We start from the raw sequence: 17,762 nt of genomic DNA on the forward strand, positions 1-17,762 counted from the left end.
GCGGCAAAGCCGCTCGTGCTGGCCGGCAAACGCATTCAAGGAGAATCGCCATGGCTGACAACGACGCCCCCTTCTTCATCGAGGATACCGACGAGACGGAGATCTCCTCCGACACCGCCGGCCTCGGCAACCTCCTCGTCACCACGCATATCCCGCTGCGCGCCGACGGATCGCTGGAGACTGGCGATATCAGGACGCAGAGCATCGCGACGCTGGAGAGCCTGAAGGCGTCGCTGGAAAAGGCCGGAAGCAGCCTTGCCGACGTGATCCACCTGACAATCTACCTCACCGACATCAACGAGCGCCCGGCCTTCAACGAGGTCTATTGCGCCTATTTCAAGAAGCCCTATCCGGTGCGTTGCGCCGTCGGGGTCGCCGCGCTCGCTGATCCCGATATGCGCGTCGAGGTGACGGCGATGGCGGCGCGGCGCGGGCGCGCCTGAGCCGATGCCGGACGCATCGCCTGGTTTTGCGGTGCGTCTGGCTCTGCTCTCGTCGGTCGGCGCGTGCATCCACGGGCGATGCGCAATTGAAATTCATATTTTCTATAAAAATAGTGAAATAAGGAATGGCGTGCCTGCTATCCCGGGCTTCCGCTTGTTATCCCTATCAGCATCAAGGGTCTCAAGCGGAGCGGGAACGATGAACGCCCATGTCGAAAACACACGTTTCAACCTTCACGGCACGTCACTGATCAAGCAGCCGGCCGACGCCGACACGCTGAAGGCGGCGCTGCGCACGCTCGGCGGCGGCGTCAGCATCATCACGGCCGGCGAGGGCGAAACCCGCACCGGCGCGACCGTCACGTCGGCGACCGCGCTCTCCGTCGAGCCGGCGCGCATGCTGGTCTCCCTCAACCGCACCTCGTCCACCTGGCCCATCGTCGAACGCTACGGCCACCTCGGCATCAACATCGTCGGCAGCGCCCATGAGGCCCTTGCCAACCAGTTTGCCGGCCGTGGTGGTCTTCGTGGCGCCGATCGCTACCACGGCGCGGACTGGACCACCGCCGTCAGCGGCGCGCCGCTTCTGGTCGATGCCGTCGCGGCAATCGACTGCATTATCGAGGAAGCCATCGAACGGCACAGCCACGTCATCGTCATCGGCAAGGTTCTGGCGATCCGCCTCGGCGCCGGCCATTCGCTGCTCTATCAGGACGGCCGCTATCATGCCCTGTCCTGACGCCTGCTGAGCGGCGCCCGCCGCACCGACATCCACATCCGAGTACTGCCGTACCCCGCCGCGGGCGGGATCGGACCCCTGTGGCCGACGCGGCCCTCTCCAGATGCGATGAAAGGAAACATGATGACACGCAAGATCAGGCTTGGCGCATTCCTTCCCGGCGGCGGCCAGCACGTCGCCTCCTGGCGGCACCCGGACCAGCCGGCGGACGGCGCCACCAGCTTCGAGTTCCACAAGCAACTCGCCCAGACTGCGGAGCGCGGCCTGTTCGACGCTTATTTCCTGGCGGACAACCTTGCCATCGGGTTCGGCGGGGCGCGGGAAGGGGGCAATGCCCGCGTCGCTGGCTTCGAGCCGGTGACGCTGTTTTCGGCGCTTGCGCCCTTCACGAAAAATCTCGGTTTCATCGCCACCGCCTCGACGACCTACGAGGAGCCCTACAACACGGCCCGCAAATTCGCCTCGCTCGACCTCATTTCCGGCGGGCGTGCCGGCTGGAACGTCGTCACCACGACGGGTGATCCGACCGCGCAGAACTTCAACCGCGAGACCCAGTTGCCCCATGCCGCGCGCTATCGCCGCGCTGCCGAGCATGTCGATGTGGTCAAGAAGCTCTGGGACAGTTTCGAGGATGACGCCTTCCTGCGCGACAAGGAGAGTGGCGTCTTCTACGATCCGGAGAAGCTGCACGAGAGCGACCATCGCGGCGAACATTTTCAGGTGCGCGGGCCGCTCAACGTCGCCCGTTCGCCGCAGGGCCATCCTGTCATCGTGCAGGCCGGCCAGTCGGATGACGGCCGCGGGCTTGCCGCCGCGACGGCGGAAGTGATCTTCACCGCCCACCAGCACATCGGGACGGCACAGGAATTCTACCGCGACATCAAGGCGCGCGCCCGCGGCCTTGGCCGCAATCCGGACCATATCCTCATCATGCCCGGCGTCTCGCCCTTTGTCGGCCGAACGCTGGAGGAGGCGCGCGAAAAATACGACCGCCTGACCGCGCTGATCGTCGAAGCGGATGGCGTCGGCCTCCTCAACGGGCTCACCGGCGGCACGCTCGATCTTCGTGGTTACGACCTCGATGGTCCGCTGCCGCCCGCACCGCCGACCGAGGGCATGAAGAGCCGTCAGGCGCTGATCCGCCAGATCGCCGACGAGAACAATTTCACCATCCGCCAGCTCTACCAGTGGATCGCTTCCGCCCGTGGCCATTACACCGTCGTCGGTACGCCAGAGACGATCGTCGATACGCTGCAGGAATGGTTCGAGAACGAGGCCGCCGACGGTTTCAACATCCTGCCGCCCTGGCTGCCGACGGCGCTCGACGACTTTGTCGATCTGGTCATCCCCGAACTCCAGCGCCGTGGCCTGTTCCGTACCGCCTACGAGGGCACGACGCTGCGTGAAAACCTCGGTCTGCCGTTCCCCGTCAACCGCTGGGCCGGCGCACGCGCCGCCGTCCAGGCCGCCGAATAGGAGACGACGATGTCCTATGAAAACGTGAACTCCACACTCGGTGCGGATTTTCGCCTTGCGAACCGGCCGCCGGCGGCGCCCTGTCTTGCGACACGGTTGAATGCGCTGTTGCCGTCGTTCCTCGCCCGCTACGGACTGGTTCTGGCCTTCCTGGCGCTCTGGCAGATTTCGAGCACGCAGGGCTGGGTCAATCCCTCCGTCTTCCCACCGCTCCACATCATCGTCTCGGCTCTCTGGGACAGCCTTGCCAGCGGCGCGCTTCTCGATGATATCGCCATCAGCCTCCAGCGCTCCGGTATCGCCTTTGTCGCCGCCGTCGCGATCGGCATCCCGCTCGGCCTTGTCATGGGGCAGGCGAAGATCGTCGAGCAGGCGCTTGATCCCCTACTGCAGTTCTTCCGCCAGACCTCGGCGCTCGCGCTCTATCCCGTCTTCATCCTGCTGCTCGGGCTCGGTGAAACGTCAAAAGTCTTCGTCATTTTCTGGGCGACGCTCTTCCCGATTTTGCTTGCCACGATCGGCGGCGTGAAGGAGGTCGACAGCAAGTTGATCGAGATGGCGCGGACCTATGGCGCAGGGCGTTTGACGATCTTCCGCCGCGTCATCCTGCCGGCCTCGGTTCCTGCGATCTTTGTCGGCCTGCGCCTCTCCGCCACCACGGCGCTGCTGCTCCTCATCGCCGCCGAGATGATCGGCGCCAACAAGGGCATCGGCTTCCAGGTGATGAACGCCCAGTACAATTTCCAGGTCCCGCTGATGTTCGCCGCCATCCTGCTTCTGGCGCTGCTCGGCCTCCTCGCCAATGCGGTGCTGGTCCTCCTCCAGAAGAAACTCTGCCGCTGGTCGCAGCCGAACGCCTGAACCTTCCGCATTTCTCTTTGTCAAAGGACACCGCCATGACCTTCCACTCGCGAAAACTTCTCCTCTCCACCACCCTCTTCCTGGGCCTTGCCGGCACGGCCTTCGCCGAGGATGTGAACCTGCGGTACCTCGCCAGCCAGGGCGGTCTTTCCGCCCATGAGCTTGCCGCCGAACTCGGCTATTTCAAGGGAACCGGCATCACGATCGAAAATGTCGGTTATGCCGCCGGCGGCCCGGCCTCGCTGATCGCGCTCGCCTCCGGTGATGTGGAGCTCGGCAGTGCGGCCACCTCCGCCGTTCTGAACTCGATCATCGGCGGCAACGATTTCGTCGCCGCCTATCCCTCGAACGGCATCAATGCCGAAGTCCAGTCGATCTTCTATGTGCTGGAAGACAGCCCGATCAAGGATATCAAGGACATTGCCGGCAAGAGCATCGCCGTCAACACGCTGGGCGCCCATCTCGACTATACGATCCGCGAGGCGCTGCATTCGGTCGGCCTGCCGACGGATGCAGCCAACCAGGTCGTCGTGCCCGGCCCGCAGCTCGAGCAGGTGCTGCGCTCCGGCCAGGTGGACATCTCGGCGTTCGGATACTGGCAGACGACCTTCGAGGGTGCGGCCAGCAAGAATGGCGGCCTGCGTGCGATCTTCGACGATACGGACGTGCTCGGCGAGATCGCCGGCGGCTTCGTGGTGCTGCGCCGTGATTTCGTCAAGGCGCATCCCGAGGCGGCAAAAATCTTCGTCGAACAGTCGGCCCGTGCGCTCGATTATGCCCGCGAGCATCCCGAGGAGACCCGCAAGATCCTCGCAAAGGCCTTGCAGGAACGCGGCGAGAACCCTGATATCGCGCAATATTTCCGCGGCTATGGCGTTCGTGCGGGCGGCCTTCCGGTCGAGCGGGACGTGCAGTTCTGGATCGACGTTCTGGTCCGCGAAGGCAAGCTGAAGGAAGGCCAGCTCGCGGCCAAGGACGTGCTCTATTCGCCCGACGCGGCAACGAACTGAGGTTTCCCATGAGCCTTGCCCCTGCAACGATCCGCGGAGAGGTGACGATCCGTCACCTCTCGAAATCCTACACGCTCGATGGCCGGCCGCTGCCGGTCCTCGATAACATCAACCTGAAGATACGCTCCGGGGAAAGCCTTGCCATCGTCGGTGCCAGCGGCTCCGGCAAGACGACGCTGCTGCGTATCCTTGCCGGGTTGGAGGATGCCGATGGCGGCGAGGTGCTGATCGACGGCAAGGCCGTTTCGGGCGTCGGCGCGGAACGCGCCGTGATCTTTCAGGAGCCGCGCCTGCTGCCCTGGCTGACCGTGCTCGAAAACGTCGCCTTCGGTCTCGATACGCGCGGGGCCTCCCGCGAGGAAGCGAAGGCCCGTGCGCGGCGCTATGTCCAGCTCGTCGGCCTGCAATCCTTCGAAAACGCCTATCCGCGCCAGCTTTCCGGCGGCATGGCGCAACGCGTCGGCATCGCCCGGGCGCTTGCCGTGCAGCCGGAGATCCTGTTGCTGGATGAACCGCTCGGCGCGCTCGACGCCATGACGAAGATCGGCATGCAGCAGGAGCTGACGCGCATCTGGCGCGATGAGGACGTTACGACCATCCTTGTGACACACGACCTGGAGGAGGCGATCTATCTTGCCGACCGCATCCTCATCCTGCCGCGCGAGAAGAACGCCGCGCCGCGGCTGATCGAGATCGACCTGCCGCGTCCGCGCGACCGCAGCGCGCCGGAATTCGTCCGTCACCGCGAGGAGCTGCTGACCCTCTTCGGTCTGCACTGAGCGCCATCGCGCACGATTGCCTTTGACCCCGCCTGCTCCGGCCGATAGACGAACGTCATCCGGCCGGGCAGGCGGGCTTTTGCGTCAGGCCGCCGGGTTGGACAGGACCGTTTAAGACCGGAGGATGCCATGACCGATCTTTTCGACGCTGCGCCGCGCTCCGGCGTCATGCCGCTTGCCGCGGAGCTGCGCCCGGCGACGCTGGACGACGTGATCGGCCAGGAGAAGGTCATCGGCGAGGGCACCATGCTGCGCCGGCGCATCGCCGCCGGAAGGCTCGGCAGCATCGTGCTCTACGGCCCGCCCGGCCTCGGCAAGACGTCGATCGCGCGTGCCATCGGCAACATGCTCGGCAAGAGTTTCCGCCCGCTGCACGCCGCGCACAACAACGTGGCCGACATCCGCAAGATCGCCGACGAGGCGCGCATGCGGCCGACCCTGCTCTTTGCGGACGAGGTGCATCGTTTCAGCGCGACGCAGCAGGACCATCTCCTCGCGCTCTGCGAAGAGGGCGTCGCCGACTTCATCGGCGCAACGACCGGCAATCCCTACCACACGCTGACGCCGGCACTCATCTCCCGTTCGACCATCTTGAAACTGGAGCCGCTGACGCTCGAGGAGATGGAAGAGGTGGTGCGGCGGGGTCTTCGCCATCTTGCGGCGCGCGGCATCGCGGTTGAGCTGGAGCCCGCCCAGCTACGCCGCATCGCCGGCCGGTCCGGCGGCGATGCGCGGCGGGCGCTGACGGTGCTCGAAAGCCTTGCCGTCGGGCACGCTCCGCGAATACCTGTCGTCATCACCGAGGCGATGGTCGAGGAGGCCTATGCCGCCGCGCCGGTCAACCACGACCGGTCGGGCGATGCGCATTACGACGTCGTCTCGGCCTTCGTGAAGTCGATGCGCGGTTCCGATCCCGATGCGACGCTCTACTGGCTTGCCCGGCTGATCCACGGCGGCGAGGACCCGCGCTACATTGCGCGCCGCATCATGATCCACGCCTCCGAGGATGTCGGCCTTGCCGACAATACGGCGCTGCAGACGGCGGTGGCGGCGTTGCATGCGGTGGAGAAGATCGGTTATCCCGAGGCGCAGATTATCCTCGCCCATGCCGCTCTTCACGTCGCCCGGGCGCCGAAATCGAACTCCGCCTGCCGCGGCATCTCGCTGGCACTTGCCCATGTGGCAAAGGAAGCGCCGTCGTCGGTGCCGCTTCATCTGCGTGACGCGCACTACAAGGGTGCGGCGGCGCTCGGCCATGTCGGTTATGCCTTTCCGCATGATGACGGACGGGGCTGGAGCGAGCAGGTTTACGCGCCGGAGGTGCCGCGCGGCGCCTTCTACCAGAGCGACGCCCGCGAGGCAGGAACTTTCGAACGGCGCGCCGACGAGCACTGGGACCAGATCACCGGCCGGCCGACACCACGCCGCTTCGGCGAGAAGCGCTGACGGCTATGGGGCGGTGAGGCCGGCCCGAACCCGGTTGACGACCGTCCAGGCGAGCAGCACGCAGGCCATCGGCTGGATATGCCATGTCCAGGCGGGTAACGTGCCGAAACCGGCGACGAGCGCGCCGAGCGCCCCGAAGAGGACGGCCCGGTCGCTCTTGCCCATCGGCCCCTCGTAGCTGCGTCCGTTGCCATGGGCGACGCCGAGCACGCCGGCGAACTCCGTCAGCGCGGCGAGAAAGACGATGGCGGTCAACCACGGCAGGGAAAAGGGCGCGACCAGCGCGAAGGGCACGTACAGCGCGGCGTCGGAGACGACATCGGTGATCTCGTTGAGATAGCCGCCGAGCGGGCTCTTCTGGCCGTGTTCGCGCGCGAGCATGCCGTCGATGGCGTTGAGTCCCATGCGCAACAGCATCCAGACCGGAACGAGCGCGAAAAGGGCGGGTACCGGATTGACGAGAAGCAGCGCGCCGATCCCCACTGAGACGATCGCGGCGATCAGTGTCACCTGATTTGCCGTGACGCCCATGGCCGCCAGCCGTCCCACCAGGGGGCGAAGCAGGTTCTGGAAGGACGATTTCAGTTTATAGATCGACATGTCAGCTCGAATCCGCTCGATTGCGTGCCACAAAAGAGGATGCAAATCGTATGAAATCAACTGCAAACATGCGTCCTCATCCGTATAGGTGCTGAGGTTTCTACAGGAGAGATGACAGCATGATCGAATCCGCCTTTGCGAGCCATGACGGCGTGGAGCTTTTCTACCGTGCCTGGCCCGCCCGTTCCGGCACGGCGAAAGGCGCGATCGTGCTTTTGCACCGCGGCCATGAGCACAGCGGCCGGGTGGCGCATATCGCCGAGGAGCTCGGGCTCGACGACTTCGCCTTCTACGCGTGGGATGCGCGTGGCCATGGCCGGTCCCCCGGCGAGCGCGGCCATTCGCCGTCCTTCGCCCATTCGGTGCGCGATCTCGACTGCTTCGTCCGCCACATCCGCGAGACCGGCGGCTTTGCCATGGACCAGATCGCCGTCGTCGCCCAGAGCGTCGGTGCGGTGCTCGCTTCCACCTGGGTGCATGACTATGCGCCGGATATCCGCGCGCTGGTGCTGGCGTCGCCCGCCTTCGACGTGAAACTCTACGTGCCCTTCGCCCGGGAGGGCATCGCGCTCTGGCAGAAGCTCAAGGGCACGTTCTTCGTCAACTCCTACGTCAAGGCCCGCTTCCTGACGCACGATCCTGCGCGCATTGCTTCCTTCGAGGCCGATCCGCTGATCACCCGTCCCATCGCCTCCAACATCCTCCTGGAGCTCTACGAGGCGGCGGACCGGGTGGTCGGCGATGCGCGTGCCATCACGGTGCCGACGCAGCTTCTCGTTTCCGGCAGCGATTTCGTCGTGCGCCATGCGCCGCAGCACCGCTTCTTCGAAAATCTCGGCAGCACGATCAAGGAGCGCCATGTGCTGCCCGGCTTCTACCACGACACGCTCGGCGAGCGGGACCGGGCCAAGGCGCTTGAAAAGGTGCGGACCTTCCTCCTCCAGCGTTTCGCCGAACCGCCCGTGGTGGCCGACCTGCGGCGTGCGCATCTTTCCGGCTACACCCGCGACGAGGCCGACCGGCTGGCGACACCCTTGTCGCTGTTCTCCCCGCGCGGGCTCTACTGGGCACTGACGCGGGGCTCGATCCGCCTCGGGAGCCTTTTTTCCAAGGGCATAGAGACGGGCGTGCGCACCGGCTTCGATTCCGGTTCCACGCTCGACTATGTTTATGAGGACGAGGCCCGCGGTCTCGGCCCCGGCGGCCGTCTGATCGACCGGCAGTTCCTCGATGCGATCGGCTGGCGCGGCATCCGCCAGCGCAAGGTCCATCTGGAAGAGCTGATCGGCAAGGCGCTGGCACGCCTGAAGGCCGAGGGACGGCCGCTGCGTGTGCTTGACATCGCCGCCGGCCACGGGCGCTACGTGCTCGACGCGGTTGCGGGATCCGAAGCCAAGCCGGAGAGCATCCGCCTGCAGGACTATTCGCCGATCAACGTGGACAAGGGCGCGGCGCTGATCGCCGAGCGCGACCTGAGGGACGTGGCGGAATTCCACAGGGCCGACGCCTTCGACACCGAAGGGCTTGCCGCGATCACCCCGCAGCCGTCGCTCGCGATCGTCTCCGGCCTCTACGAACTCTTCCCGGACAATGCCCCGATCGAGGCCTCGCTGGCCGGGCTCGCCCGGGCGATGGAACCGGGGGCGCTGCTCCTCTATACCGGCCAGCCCTGGCATCCGCAGCTCGAGATGATCGCCCGGGCGCTGACCTCGCATCGCGGCGGCGAGGCGTGGATCATGCGGCGGCGCACCCAGCAGGAGATGGATCAGCTGGTGGCCGCGGCGGGTTTCCGCAAGGTCGAGCAGCGCATCGACAAGTGGGGCATCTTCACCGTCTCGCTGGCCGAGCGTATCTGAGGCGATCATGGGGGAGGGCGTCGCATCTGTTGCTGCCGTCGATCGCCGCGCGGTTTTTCGCGCTGCGGCGCTGTGGCTCGCCTTCCTGGCACCGTTCTTCTATCTGACTTACGGTTTCTCCAACTGGCTGGCCGCACAGCGGGCGGATGTGCCGAATCTCGCTTTCGGCTGGGAGCAGCACATCCCCTTCCTCGCCTGGACGATCCTGCCCTATTGGTCGATCAACGCCTTCTATGCGCTCTCGCTCTTCGTCAACGAGACCCCGGCGGAGGTCGGCCGGCTGGCGCGGCGTTATCTCACGGCGCAGGTCGTTGCCGTCCTTTGCTTCATCGCCTTTCCGCTGCAGGCGATTTTCGTGCGGCCGGAAACGCATGGGCTGCCGGGTTTCCTGTTCGACGTGCTCGGCGGCTTCGACAAGCCGTTCAACCAGGCGCCCTCGCTGCATATCGCCCTGCTGGTGATCATCTGGGAACATTGGCGCCTGCGGTTGCGCGGAGCGATGCTGGCGATCTGGCATGGCTGGAGTTTCCTGATCGGCATCTCCGTTCTCACGACCTGGCAGCATCACAGCATCGATATTCCGACCGGCGCGCTGCTCGGCCTTTTCGCCCTCTGGCTCTTCCCGGCCGGCCGGCCGTCGCCGCTGGCAGGGTTCCGCCTGACGCTCGATACGAAGGCGCGGCGACTCGCCGTCTGTTATGCCGCGGGCGCGCTCGTCTTCCTGTTCCTCGCCGTGTGGACGACGTTCGATTCAGGGGCGGGCCTGCTGCTGCTCTGGCCGGCACTTGCGCTCGCCCTCGTCGCGCTCGCCTATGCCGGTGCGGGGCCGGATGTGTTCCAGAAGCGGGCCGATGGCCGCATCAGCCTGGCGAGCCGCTGGCTGCTGATGCCCTACAGGCTGGGCGTGCGGGCGAATGTCTGGTGGTGGACGCGGCGCCTGCCCGATGCCGTCGAGATCGCCGACGGCGTTTTCCTCGGCCGGGGGCCGTCGCAACGCTCACTTTCCACCTATGCCGCCGTTGTGGATATGACGGCGGAAAGGCCGGGCCTTGTCGTTCCCGGCCTTTCCTGGCGTGCTTTCCCGACGCTCGACCTGCTGCCCGTCTCCGCCGCCCGGATCCGCGAAGCGGCGCTCGCCGTCGAGGAGGCGGGGCGGCATGGGCCGGTCCTTGTCTGCTGCGCGCTCGGCTTCCAGCGCAGCGCGCTCGTCGCTGCCTGTATCCTGATGCGGACCGGCTTTGCCACCACGGCAGCGGCGGCGGTCGCCCAGATCCGGGCGAAGGGCCGGCCGGTGCATCTTGCGCTGGAAACCTATGCCGCGATCGAGGAGGCGGCGCGATGACGGACTGGCAGACGGTTGTTGCAGATGCCGTCCGGCGCCTTCGGCGCAACGGCCTTGCCGGCGGGGTAACTGCTTTGCTGATCCTCGCCGTGGCGCCGCCGACGGCCGGCGCCCACGGTTTTACCGGGCCGCTCGCCTGGGGGCTGCTGCTCGCCTTCTGCCTCGTGCCGCTGGCACTTTCGGTGCATCTTCTGTTCGACGCCGCGCTCTTCCGGCTCGCCGCCTCCCATGACGGGGAAACGGCAGGGCTTGCTGCCATCGACGACGTGCTGGCGCGCATGGGGCTTCGCGCCCGGGGAAGCGTTTCGGCAACGCTGCCGGAGCGTCTGCAGGGATGCCGGCGGCTCCTCTGGCTGCAGCGGATCGCATTGCTGATCGCCATCGCACTCTACTTCGTCCTGCTCCTCGACGGGATGGAGGGAGGCGGGGCATGAGCGTGAGCGGCGTATCGCTTTTGCAGAGCGTGTCGGGGGCGGCGCTTGCGGGGCTTTCGCGGGCGGTCACCGGCGTTCGGCCGATATGGGCGGGCTCGGCGCCCTATGGCCGGCAGCGCATCTATTTTGCCAATCATGCAAGCCACGGCGATTTCATCCTGATCTCCACCTGCCTGCCCTTTGCCGAACGACGCCGAACGGCCGCGGTCGCGGGGGCGGACTACTGGAATGCCGGCCCGGTCCGCCGCTTCATTTCGGGCAAGATGCTGCGCACGGTGCTCGTGGAGCGCAACTGGGTGGAACGCACCGCCGACCCGATGCAGGTGATGCTCGCCGCCCTGGACAAGGGGCAATCCCTGATCTTCTTCCCCGAGGGCACGCGCAACATGACGGAGGAGCCGCTGCTGCGCTTCCGCTCGGGCCTCTACAATCTTGCGGCGCTTCGCCCGGATATCGAACTGGTGCCCTGCTGGATCGAGAACATGTCGCGTGTCCTGCCGAAGGGCGCGCTCCTGCCGGTTCCGCTGCTCTGCCGCGTCGTCTTCGGCGCCCCGCTGGTTCTTCAGGCGGGGGAGGAGCGGAAAGTTTTCCTTGATCGCGCCCGCGAAGCGCTTCTCGCCCTTGCGCCCCGAAAGGATGGAACCCGTTGATGAGCGACGACACGCGTCTTTTCCTCGGCCTCGTCTCCGTGCTCGTCATTGCGAGCCTCGTTGCGGGCGTGCTCTCCTGGCGCAGTGAAAAGCCGCTGCCGGCGACGCTCGAAAACCTCAATGCACGCATCAAGGCCTGGTGGATCATGGTCGCGGGTATCAGCGTCGCCTTCCTCTTCGGCACGGGCGGCGTGATCCTGCTCTTCGCCTTCGTTTCCTTCGCGGCGCTACGCGAATACGTCACGCTTACCAACACCCGCCATGCCGATCGGTGGACACTGCTCGGCATGTTCCTGATCATCGTACCGACGCAGTATTACCTGATCTGGATCGACTGGTACGGGCTCTATTCGATCTTCATCCCCGTCTACTGCTTCCTCGCCATGCCGGCGCTGACGGCCCTGCGCGGCGACACGTCCCGTTTCCTTGAGCGGGTCAGCGAGCAGCAATGGGGCATCATGCTGTCGGTCTATTGCATCAGTCATGTGCCCGCGCTGGTGACGCTGCCCATTCCCGGCAACGAGGGCCGGGGCTTGCTGCTCATCGCCTTCCTCATCGCTACCGTGCAGGGCAGCGACGTGCTGCAGTACATTTTTGGGAAGCTTTTCGGCCGGCACAAGGTCGCGCCGAGCATCTCGCCGTCAAAGACCTGGGAGGGGCTGATCGGCGGCATTGGCAGCGCCTCGCTGCTCGGGGCCGGGCTCTACTGGCTGACGCCGTTCTCGCCGCTCGAAGCGGGGGCGCTCGCCGCGCTCGCCTGCATCATGGGCTTCTTCGGCGGCCTTGTCGCTTCCGCCATCAAGCGCGACCGCGGGGTGAAGGACTGGGGCCACATGATCGAGGGCCATGGCGGCATGCTCGACCGCGCCGACAGCCTCGTCTTCGCCGCGCCGGTCTTCTTCCACATCGTCCGGTACGCGTGGACCTGAAACGATCCCGGCAAAAGGGCGCGGCGGTTACCGCCGTTTGGCCATGGGGGTCAGCGGGCCGAGGCTGTCGAGATAGGCCGAGGCGCCGCCGTTCTCATAGGTGCCGAAGGCGACATTGCGGTCGCGGTAGGATTTCAGCACCTGGCCGAGCCCGTTGGCGCCTTCGGCGCGCACCTGGCGCACCAGGCCGAGATCGACATTGATCGGAAAGATTTCCGCGACCTGCCCGCACTGGTGCACGACATTGCCTGTCGGGTCGGCGACCAGCGAGCGGCCGACGCCGCCGGCATCGAGCCCGTTCACGTCGATCACGTAGCAGGAGAACATCACTGCCGTGGCCTGCACGATGGCCAGCTCGGCCTTGCGGTCGGTCGTGCCCGTAAGGACAGGATGGAGGAGCACTTCCACGCCTGCCGAGGTCAGCGTGCGCGTCGTTTCCGGGAACCAGATATCGTAGCAGATGGACAGGCCGAAGCGGCCGACATCGGGCACGTCGAAGATCAGGAAGTCGGTACCGCCCGTGACCCCGGCCTCGAAAGGCATGAAGGGGAACATCTTGTCGTAGCGCCCGACGATCTCCCCATCCGGGTTGATCACGATGGAATGGTTGTAGGTCCGGCCTTCGCGGTGCACGAAGTAGCTGCCCGGTATGATCCAGACACGGTGCTTGGCGGCAAGCGCCTGGAAGGCGGCTTCGTCGACGGCAGGATCCTCCGCCGCGCAGGCATGCAGCGGCCCGTGCATGGCGAGTTCCGAAAAGACGATCATGTCGGTGCCCGGATAGAGCGCCATGGTCTTTTCCACCTGGATGGTCATGGCCGGAATGTTGCGGCCGCCGATCGGCACCGGCATCTGGATGCCGGATATCAGGAAACGGGAATTGTCCCGCCGGCCGCCGGACGGCAGCATTGCATTGGCTTCAAGGGAAGAGGCTGACATGGGGGACGATCTCGCTTGAACTACTTGCCCGTGCGCGCGGCCGGCCGCGTCGTCACGCCGCGCGGCGAGGGCGACACCAGGTCGTCGAAGGCCACGCCGCGGTAGGGCTTGCTGGATTTCAGCACGATATAGCTGGAAAGATTGCCGATCTTGGGGCCGAGCCGCAAAAGCTCGTCCGACAGCATCTGGTAGGAGGCGATGTCGGGGCAGACGAAGCGCACGAGATAATCGATCGGGCCGCTGACCTTGGTGCATTCCACCACGTAGCGCATGTCCTCGACCATCTGTTCGAAGATCTGGAAATCCTCGAGCCCGTGGCTGTTCAGGGTGACCGCGGCGATGACGTCCACATGCCGGCACACCTTTGCTAGGTCGATGCTGGCATGGTAGCTGTTGATGACGCCGGCCTTCTCCAGCCGCTTCACCCGCTGCAGGCAGGGGCTTGGTGATAGCCCCACCTCATCGGCCAGTTCCTGGTTGGTCATGCGTGCATTGGCCTGCAGACAGGCCAGAATCCGCAAGTCGATCTGATCGAGCCGGATCGACCCGTCTTCGTCCTTCATTCATTCGCCCCCTGCTGCACGGACCGGGCCATGCTGTCTCATGATGAGCGTGGCCTGGCGGCCCTGGCCATATGGATACTTTTGGCCCGACCCTGTCAAGCTGGCCCCCGTGCGCGCATTTCCCGGCCGGCAAACCTTGCTCCGGCCGCGCGATAAAAACTGTCGCCAGGGATGGGCCAGGCAGCAGCAAGTGTCGGAAGAGGATCGAAATACGGCAGCACCTTTGCCGCATCCGCCGCTACAGTTCTGGCATGTGAGGAGACATCGGAGGGGAGGACGATGGCATCATCTATCTTTGAGCAGATCACGCGCAAGAAGCCGGTCGATCGGCTTGTAGCGGATACGTCGGGCGGGGGCGACGGGCATGGCCATCTCGGCCGCTCGATCACGCTGTTCCAGTTGATCATGTTCGGCGTCGGCGCGACGATCGGCACGGGTATCTTCTTCGTGCTGAGCGAGCAGGTGCCGGTGGCAGGCCCCGCCGTCGTCATTGCTTTCGTCATCGCGGCGGTCGCGGCCGGGCTTTCGGCGCTCTGCTATGCGGAGATGAGTTCGATGATCCCGGTCTCGGGCTCGTCCTATTCCTACGCCTATGCGACGCTCGGCGAGGGCATCGCCTTCTTCGTCGCCGCCTGCCTGGTGCTGGAATACGGCATTTCCGCTGCCGCGGTGGCGGTGGGCTGGGCCGAATATGTCGAAAAGCTGCTCGCCAACGTCACTGGCATCGTGCTGCCGGGCTGGATGATCAAGGGGCCGATCACCGTCGTCGACGGCGACCATCCCTTCGCCATGGCCTTCTTCGCCGAAGGTTCCGGCCTCATCAACCTGCCGGCCGTCATCCTCGTCATGCTCTGCTGCGTCCTGCTTTTGCGCGGCGCCAAGGAATCGGCGCGCGCCAACGCCATCATGGTGCTGGTCAAGCTCGCCGTGCTCACGCTCTTCATCGTCATTGCCGGCAGCGCCTTCAACAGCGCGAACTTCACGCCCTTCTTCAACGACAGCGGTTTCAACGGGGTGCAGGCGGCGGCGGCGTCGATCTTCTTCACCTTCGTCGGCCTCGACGCCGTCTCGACGGCGGGCGAGGAGGTGGTCAATCCGCGGCGCAACCTGCCGATCGCCATCATCTCGGCGCTCGTCATCGTCACCGCCTTCTATGTGCTCGTCGCCTTCGCCGCGCTCGGCGTGCAGCCGGCAAGCGCCTTCGAGGGACAGGAAGCGGGCCTTGCCACGATCCTGCAGAACATCACCGGCTCCACCTGGCCGGCGAATCTTCTGGCCGCCGGCGCCGTCATCTCGATCTTCTCGGTGACACTGATCGTGCTCTACGGCCAGTCGCGCATCCTCTTCGCGGTGTCGCGCGACGGTCTTCTGCCCTCGATCTTCCACCGGGTCGATCCGCGCAGCATGACACCGGTCGCCTGCACTATCATCGTCGCCGTCTTCGTCTCGCTGATCGCCGCCTTCGTGCCGTCTGGCCTGCTCTGGGACCTGACGAGCATGGGCACGCTCACCGCCTTCACGGTTGTGTCGGCCGGCGTGCTGATCCTGCGCTACACCCAGCCGGACATGCCGCGCGGCTACCGAGTGCCCTTCGGGCCGGTCCTGCCGGTTCTGTCCATCGCCGCCTGCCTCTATCTCATCTTCAAGCTGAGCTGGATGGTCTATGCCATCACCGGCGTCTGGGTGGGGATCGCCGCCCTCGTCTATTTCGGCTACTCCGCCCGCAATTCGCGGCTCGAAAAGCCTGAAGGTCTCGGCGAGGCGGCGGAATGAAGATCCTCGTCGGACTTTCCGCCGACCAGGGCGGGCAGGAGGCGCTCGCGCTCGGCGCGGTGCTGGCCCGCTCCTGCAACGCCTCGCTCGTCGCCTGCACGGTGACGCCCGATACCTGGGGGCATCCCTCGCCGGCACGCGTCGACGGTGAATATGGCAGCTTCCTTGCCCGGCACACCGCCACGCTGCAAGCCGAGGCGAAGGCATCGCTTCCTGCTGATGTCACGGCGGAGTTCCTTGCCGTTTCCGCCTCCTCGGCCCGCGAGGGCCTGATCCGGGCCGCCTCGGAAACCGGTGCGGACTGCCTCGTGCTCGGCTCGGCGCGTGAGGCTCCGCTGGGCCGTTTCGGCGAAGGGGGCGTTACGACGGAACTGCTGCGTTCGGCGCATCTGCCGATCATGGTGGCGCCGCACGGCTATTCGGCCGGGCCCGAGACCCGCATCCGTCGCCTCAGCGCCGCCTATTCGGGTTCGTCCTCCGCGCCCGACATCGTCGCCCGCAGTGCGGCGCTCGCCCACGACTATTCGGTGCCGCTGCGTCTCGTCACCTTCGTGGTGCGCGACAAGCAGATGTATCCGACGGGTGCCGGCTACGATGCGGAACAGTTCGTTTCCAACGTGCTGCGCGAGCAGGCGCGCGATGCGCAGACGGCCTTGCTTGCCGGGCAGGCGGGGCTCTCCGCGGAGATCGCGGATGGGGCGAGCTGGAAGGCGGCGTTCGAGTCGCTCGACTGGCAGGATGGCGAAGTTCTCGTGCTCGGCTCCAGCAAGCTCGGGCCGCTGCTGCGCGTCTTCCTCGGCTCGAATGCCCGCAAGATCGTGCACAATGCACCGGTGCCCTGCCTTATCCTGCCGCGCGGCGAAGAATAATCGAAAAGAGGTATTTTAGCCGCTCGGACAAGTCTCGTAGAGTGCCATGCAGGGTGGGGCAAAAGACCCAGACACACGCCCCGCCGGAGGAAGAAAAATGACGACAAGAACCTTCAACCAGCCGCTCGGCGGCAACGAAATGCCGCGCTTCGGCGGCCCCGCCACCATGATGCGCCTGCCGACGCAGCCGACCGCCGAGGGACTTGATGCCTGCTTCGTCGGCATCCCCATGGATATCGGCACGTCCAACCGTCCGGGCACGCGCTTCGGGCCGCGGCAGATTCGCACCGAGAGCTGCATGATCCGCCCCTACAACATGGCCTCGCGTGCCGCCCCCTTCGAAAGCCTGCAGGTGGCCGATATCGGCGACGTGGCCATCGACACCTTCAACCTGCCGAAATGCGTCGACATCATCACCGATGCCTATCGCGGCATCATCAAGGACGGCTGCATCCCGCTGACGCTCGGCGGCGATCACACGCTTTCCTATCCGATCCTGCGGGCGATGGCGGAAAAATACGGCCCCGTCGGCCTCATCCATGTCGATGCCCATTCGGATATCAACGAGCACATGTTCGGCGAGCCCATTGCCCACGGCACTCCGTTCCGTCGCGCCGTCGAAGCCGGCGTGCTCGACACCAAGCGCTGCATCCAGATCGGCGTGCGTGGCACCGGCTATGCGGCCGACGACTTCGACTGGTCCCGCGAACAGGGTTTCCGCGTGGTGCAGGTGGAGGAGTGCTGGCACAAGTCGCTGACGCCGCTGATGGAGGAAGTCCGCGCACAGATGGGCGACCGGCCGGTCTACCTCTCCTTCGACATCGACAGCCTCGACCCGTCGATCGCGCCCGGCACCGGCACGCCTGAAATCGCCGGCCTCAACACCATCCAGGCGCTCGAAATCATCCGCGGCTGCTGGGGGCTCAACCTTGTCGGCTGCGACCTTGTCGAGGTCTCTCCGCCCTATGACCCCTCCGGCAATACGGCGATCACGGCGGCGAACCTTCTCTTCGAAATGCTTTGCGTCCTTCCGGGCGTGCAGAGGCGATAAAA

18 protein-coding genes are annotated in these 17,762 nt (G+C 65.7%); 15 read left to right on the forward strand and 3 right to left on the reverse strand.

The window, feature by feature from the left end:
* The first annotated feature begins 50 nt into the window (after positions 1-50).
* The 7 genes from P9A16_RS16350 to P9A16_RS16380 all read left to right on the forward strand — a co-directional run bounded on the left by P9A16_RS16350 (position 51) and on the right by P9A16_RS16380 (position 6,754).
* Positions 51-443, forward strand: coding sequence for a RidA family protein (locus P9A16_RS16350; protein ID WP_023513952.1), 393 nt, complete (start codon positions 51-53; stop codon positions 441-443).
* A gap of 199 nt (positions 444-642) precedes the next feature.
* Positions 643-1,182: a flavin reductase family protein gene (locus P9A16_RS16355; RefSeq protein WP_023513953.1), complete on the forward strand. Its 540-nt coding sequence runs from the start codon at positions 643-645 to the stop codon at positions 1,180-1,182.
* Positions 1,183-1,305: 123 nt separating this feature from the next.
* Positions 1,306-2,658, forward strand: coding sequence for an LLM class flavin-dependent oxidoreductase (locus P9A16_RS16360; protein ID WP_037409281.1), 1,353 nt, complete (start codon positions 1,306-1,308; stop codon positions 2,656-2,658).
* Between the two features lie 9 nt (positions 2,659-2,667).
* Positions 2,668-3,519 carry an ABC transporter permease gene (locus P9A16_RS16365; protein ID WP_023515041.1) on the forward strand — a complete coding sequence of 284 codons (852 nt, stop codon included), beginning with the start codon at positions 2,668-2,670 and terminating at the stop codon, positions 3,517-3,519.
* Between the two features lie 35 nt (positions 3,520-3,554).
* The gene (locus tag P9A16_RS16370; RefSeq protein ID WP_023515040.1) at positions 3,555-4,529 is read left to right on the forward strand and encodes an ABC transporter substrate-binding protein; all 975 of its coding nucleotides are present in this window, start codon (positions 3,555-3,557) and stop codon (positions 4,527-4,529) included.
* Between the two features lie 8 nt (positions 4,530-4,537).
* Positions 4,538-5,308 carry an ABC transporter ATP-binding protein gene (locus P9A16_RS16375; protein ID WP_023515039.1) on the forward strand — a complete coding sequence of 257 codons (771 nt, stop codon included), beginning with the start codon at positions 4,538-4,540 and terminating at the stop codon, positions 5,306-5,308.
* Between the two features lie 129 nt (positions 5,309-5,437).
* Positions 5,438-6,754: a replication-associated recombination protein A gene (locus tag P9A16_RS16380; RefSeq protein ID WP_023515038.1), complete on the forward strand. Its 1,317-nt coding sequence runs from the start codon at positions 5,438-5,440 to the stop codon at positions 6,752-6,754.
* 3 nt (positions 6,755-6,757) lie between these two features.
* Here P9A16_RS16380 and P9A16_RS16385 read toward each other — a convergent pair whose 3' ends face one another.
* Positions 6,758-7,354 carry a CDP-alcohol phosphatidyltransferase family protein gene (locus tag P9A16_RS16385; RefSeq protein WP_023515037.1) on the reverse strand — a complete coding sequence of 199 codons (597 nt, stop codon included), beginning with the start codon at positions 7,352-7,354 and terminating at the stop codon, positions 6,758-6,760.
* Between the two features lie 119 nt (positions 7,355-7,473).
* Here P9A16_RS16385 and P9A16_RS16390 point away from each other — a divergent pair, with 119 nt between their 5' ends.
* The 5 genes from P9A16_RS16390 to P9A16_RS16410 are packed head-to-tail and all read left to right on the forward strand — an operon-like array spanning position 7,474 to position 12,565.
* Entirely contained in the window at positions 7,474-9,210 is a 1,737-nt protein-coding gene (locus P9A16_RS16390; protein ID WP_023515036.1) for a bifunctional alpha/beta hydrolase/class I SAM-dependent methyltransferase, read from the forward strand.
* 7 nt (positions 9,211-9,217) lie between these two features.
* Positions 9,218-10,552, forward strand: coding sequence for a phosphatase PAP2/dual specificity phosphatase family protein (locus P9A16_RS16395; protein WP_023515035.1), 1,335 nt, complete (start codon positions 9,218-9,220; stop codon positions 10,550-10,552).
* Positions 10,549-10,986: a hypothetical protein gene (locus tag P9A16_RS16400; protein WP_023515034.1), complete on the forward strand. Its 438-nt coding sequence runs from the start codon at positions 10,549-10,551 to the stop codon at positions 10,984-10,986. The genes P9A16_RS16395 and P9A16_RS16400 overlap by 4 nt, the downstream gene beginning before the upstream one ends.
* Positions 10,983-11,636, forward strand: a complete 654-nt coding sequence (locus tag P9A16_RS16405) for a lysophospholipid acyltransferase family protein (RefSeq protein WP_023515033.1) — start codon at positions 10,983-10,985, stop codon at positions 11,634-11,636. The genes P9A16_RS16400 and P9A16_RS16405 overlap by 4 nt, the downstream gene beginning before the upstream one ends.
* Positions 11,636-12,565 (forward strand): phosphatidate cytidylyltransferase, encoded by a 930-nt coding sequence (locus P9A16_RS16410; RefSeq protein WP_050744871.1) that lies wholly within the window; start codon positions 11,636-11,638, stop codon positions 12,563-12,565. The genes P9A16_RS16405 and P9A16_RS16410 overlap by 1 nt, the downstream gene beginning before the upstream one ends.
* A gap of 27 nt (positions 12,566-12,592) precedes the next feature.
* On the opposite strand, the gene P9A16_RS16415 is transcribed toward P9A16_RS16410, so the two are convergent.
* Together P9A16_RS16415 and P9A16_RS16420 are read right to left on the reverse strand one after the other, a co-directional pair.
* On the reverse strand, positions 12,593-13,504 hold the full coding sequence (locus P9A16_RS16415) for a carbon-nitrogen hydrolase family protein (RefSeq protein ID WP_023515031.1): 912 nt from the start codon (positions 13,502-13,504) through the stop codon (positions 12,593-12,595).
* 20 nt (positions 13,505-13,524) lie between these two features.
* A complete protein-coding gene (locus P9A16_RS16420) occupies positions 13,525-14,067 on the reverse strand; it encodes an Lrp/AsnC family transcriptional regulator (protein WP_023515030.1) in 543 nt (180 codons plus the stop codon).
* Between the two features lie 279 nt (positions 14,068-14,346).
* On the opposite strand from P9A16_RS16420, the gene P9A16_RS16425 reads away from it, so the two are divergent.
* The 3 genes from P9A16_RS16425 to speB all read left to right on the forward strand — a co-directional run bounded on the left by P9A16_RS16425 (position 14,347) and on the right by speB (position 17,760).
* Positions 14,347-15,840, forward strand: coding sequence for an APC family permease (locus P9A16_RS16425; RefSeq protein ID WP_024271428.1), 1,494 nt, complete (start codon positions 14,347-14,349; stop codon positions 15,838-15,840).
* Complete coding sequence (locus tag P9A16_RS16430) at positions 15,837-16,709, forward strand: universal stress protein (protein ID WP_023517218.1); 873 nt, start codon at positions 15,837-15,839, stop codon at positions 16,707-16,709. The genes P9A16_RS16425 and P9A16_RS16430 overlap by 4 nt, the downstream gene beginning before the upstream one ends.
* Before the next feature lie 97 nt (positions 16,710-16,806).
* Positions 16,807-17,760, forward strand: a complete 954-nt coding sequence (gene speB / locus P9A16_RS16435) for an agmatinase (RefSeq protein ID WP_023517217.1) — start codon at positions 16,807-16,809, stop codon at positions 17,758-17,760.
* Positions 17,761-17,762: the final 2 nt, after the last annotated feature.

This window comes from Shinella sp. 838 (genome assembly GCF_029623935.1).
Taxonomy (GTDB): Bacteria; Pseudomonadota; Alphaproteobacteria; order Rhizobiales; family Rhizobiaceae; genus Shinella.

Coding starts and splice junctions, on each gene's coding strand:
- P9A16_RS16395 (WP_023515035.1), top strand. CDS start 9,218: ATGGGGGAGGGCGTCGCATCTGTTGCTGCCGTCGATCGCCGCGCGGTT.
- P9A16_RS16360 (WP_037409281.1), top strand. CDS start 1,306: ATGACACGCAAGATCAGGCTTGGCGCATTCCTTCCCGGCGGCGGCCAG.
- P9A16_RS16405 (WP_023515033.1), top strand. CDS start 10,983: ATGAGCGTGAGCGGCGTATCGCTTTTGCAGAGCGTGTCGGGGGCGGCG.
- P9A16_RS16390 (WP_023515036.1), top strand. CDS start 7,474: ATGATCGAATCCGCCTTTGCGAGCCATGACGGCGTGGAGCTTTTCTAC.
- P9A16_RS16370 (WP_023515040.1), top strand. CDS start 3,555: ATGACCTTCCACTCGCGAAAACTTCTCCTCTCCACCACCCTCTTCCTG.
- P9A16_RS16375 (WP_023515039.1), top strand. CDS start 4,538: ATGAGCCTTGCCCCTGCAACGATCCGCGGAGAGGTGACGATCCGTCAC.
- speB (WP_023517217.1), top strand. CDS start 16,807: ATGACGACAAGAACCTTCAACCAGCCGCTCGGCGGCAACGAAATGCCG.
- P9A16_RS16385 (WP_023515037.1), bottom strand. CDS start 7,354: ATGTCGATCTATAAACTGAAATCGTCCTTCCAGAACCTGCTTCGCCCC.
- P9A16_RS16350 (WP_023513952.1), top strand. CDS start 51: ATGGCTGACAACGACGCCCCCTTCTTCATCGAGGATACCGACGAGACG.
- P9A16_RS16365 (WP_023515041.1), top strand. CDS start 2,668: ATGTCCTATGAAAACGTGAACTCCACACTCGGTGCGGATTTTCGCCTT.
- P9A16_RS16425 (WP_024271428.1), top strand. CDS start 14,347: ATGGCATCATCTATCTTTGAGCAGATCACGCGCAAGAAGCCGGTCGAT.
- P9A16_RS16430 (WP_023517218.1), top strand. CDS start 15,837: ATGAAGATCCTCGTCGGACTTTCCGCCGACCAGGGCGGGCAGGAGGCG.
- P9A16_RS16400 (WP_023515034.1), top strand. CDS start 10,549: ATGACGGACTGGCAGACGGTTGTTGCAGATGCCGTCCGGCGCCTTCGG.
- P9A16_RS16380 (WP_023515038.1), top strand. CDS start 5,438: ATGACCGATCTTTTCGACGCTGCGCCGCGCTCCGGCGTCATGCCGCTT.
- P9A16_RS16355 (WP_023513953.1), top strand. CDS start 643: ATGAACGCCCATGTCGAAAACACACGTTTCAACCTTCACGGCACGTCA.
- P9A16_RS16410 (WP_050744871.1), top strand. CDS start 11,636: ATGAGCGACGACACGCGTCTTTTCCTCGGCCTCGTCTCCGTGCTCGTC.
- P9A16_RS16415 (WP_023515031.1), bottom strand. CDS start 13,504: ATGTCAGCCTCTTCCCTTGAAGCCAATGCAATGCTGCCGTCCGGCGGC.
- P9A16_RS16420 (WP_023515030.1), bottom strand. CDS start 14,067: ATGAAGGACGAAGACGGGTCGATCCGGCTCGATCAGATCGACTTGCGG.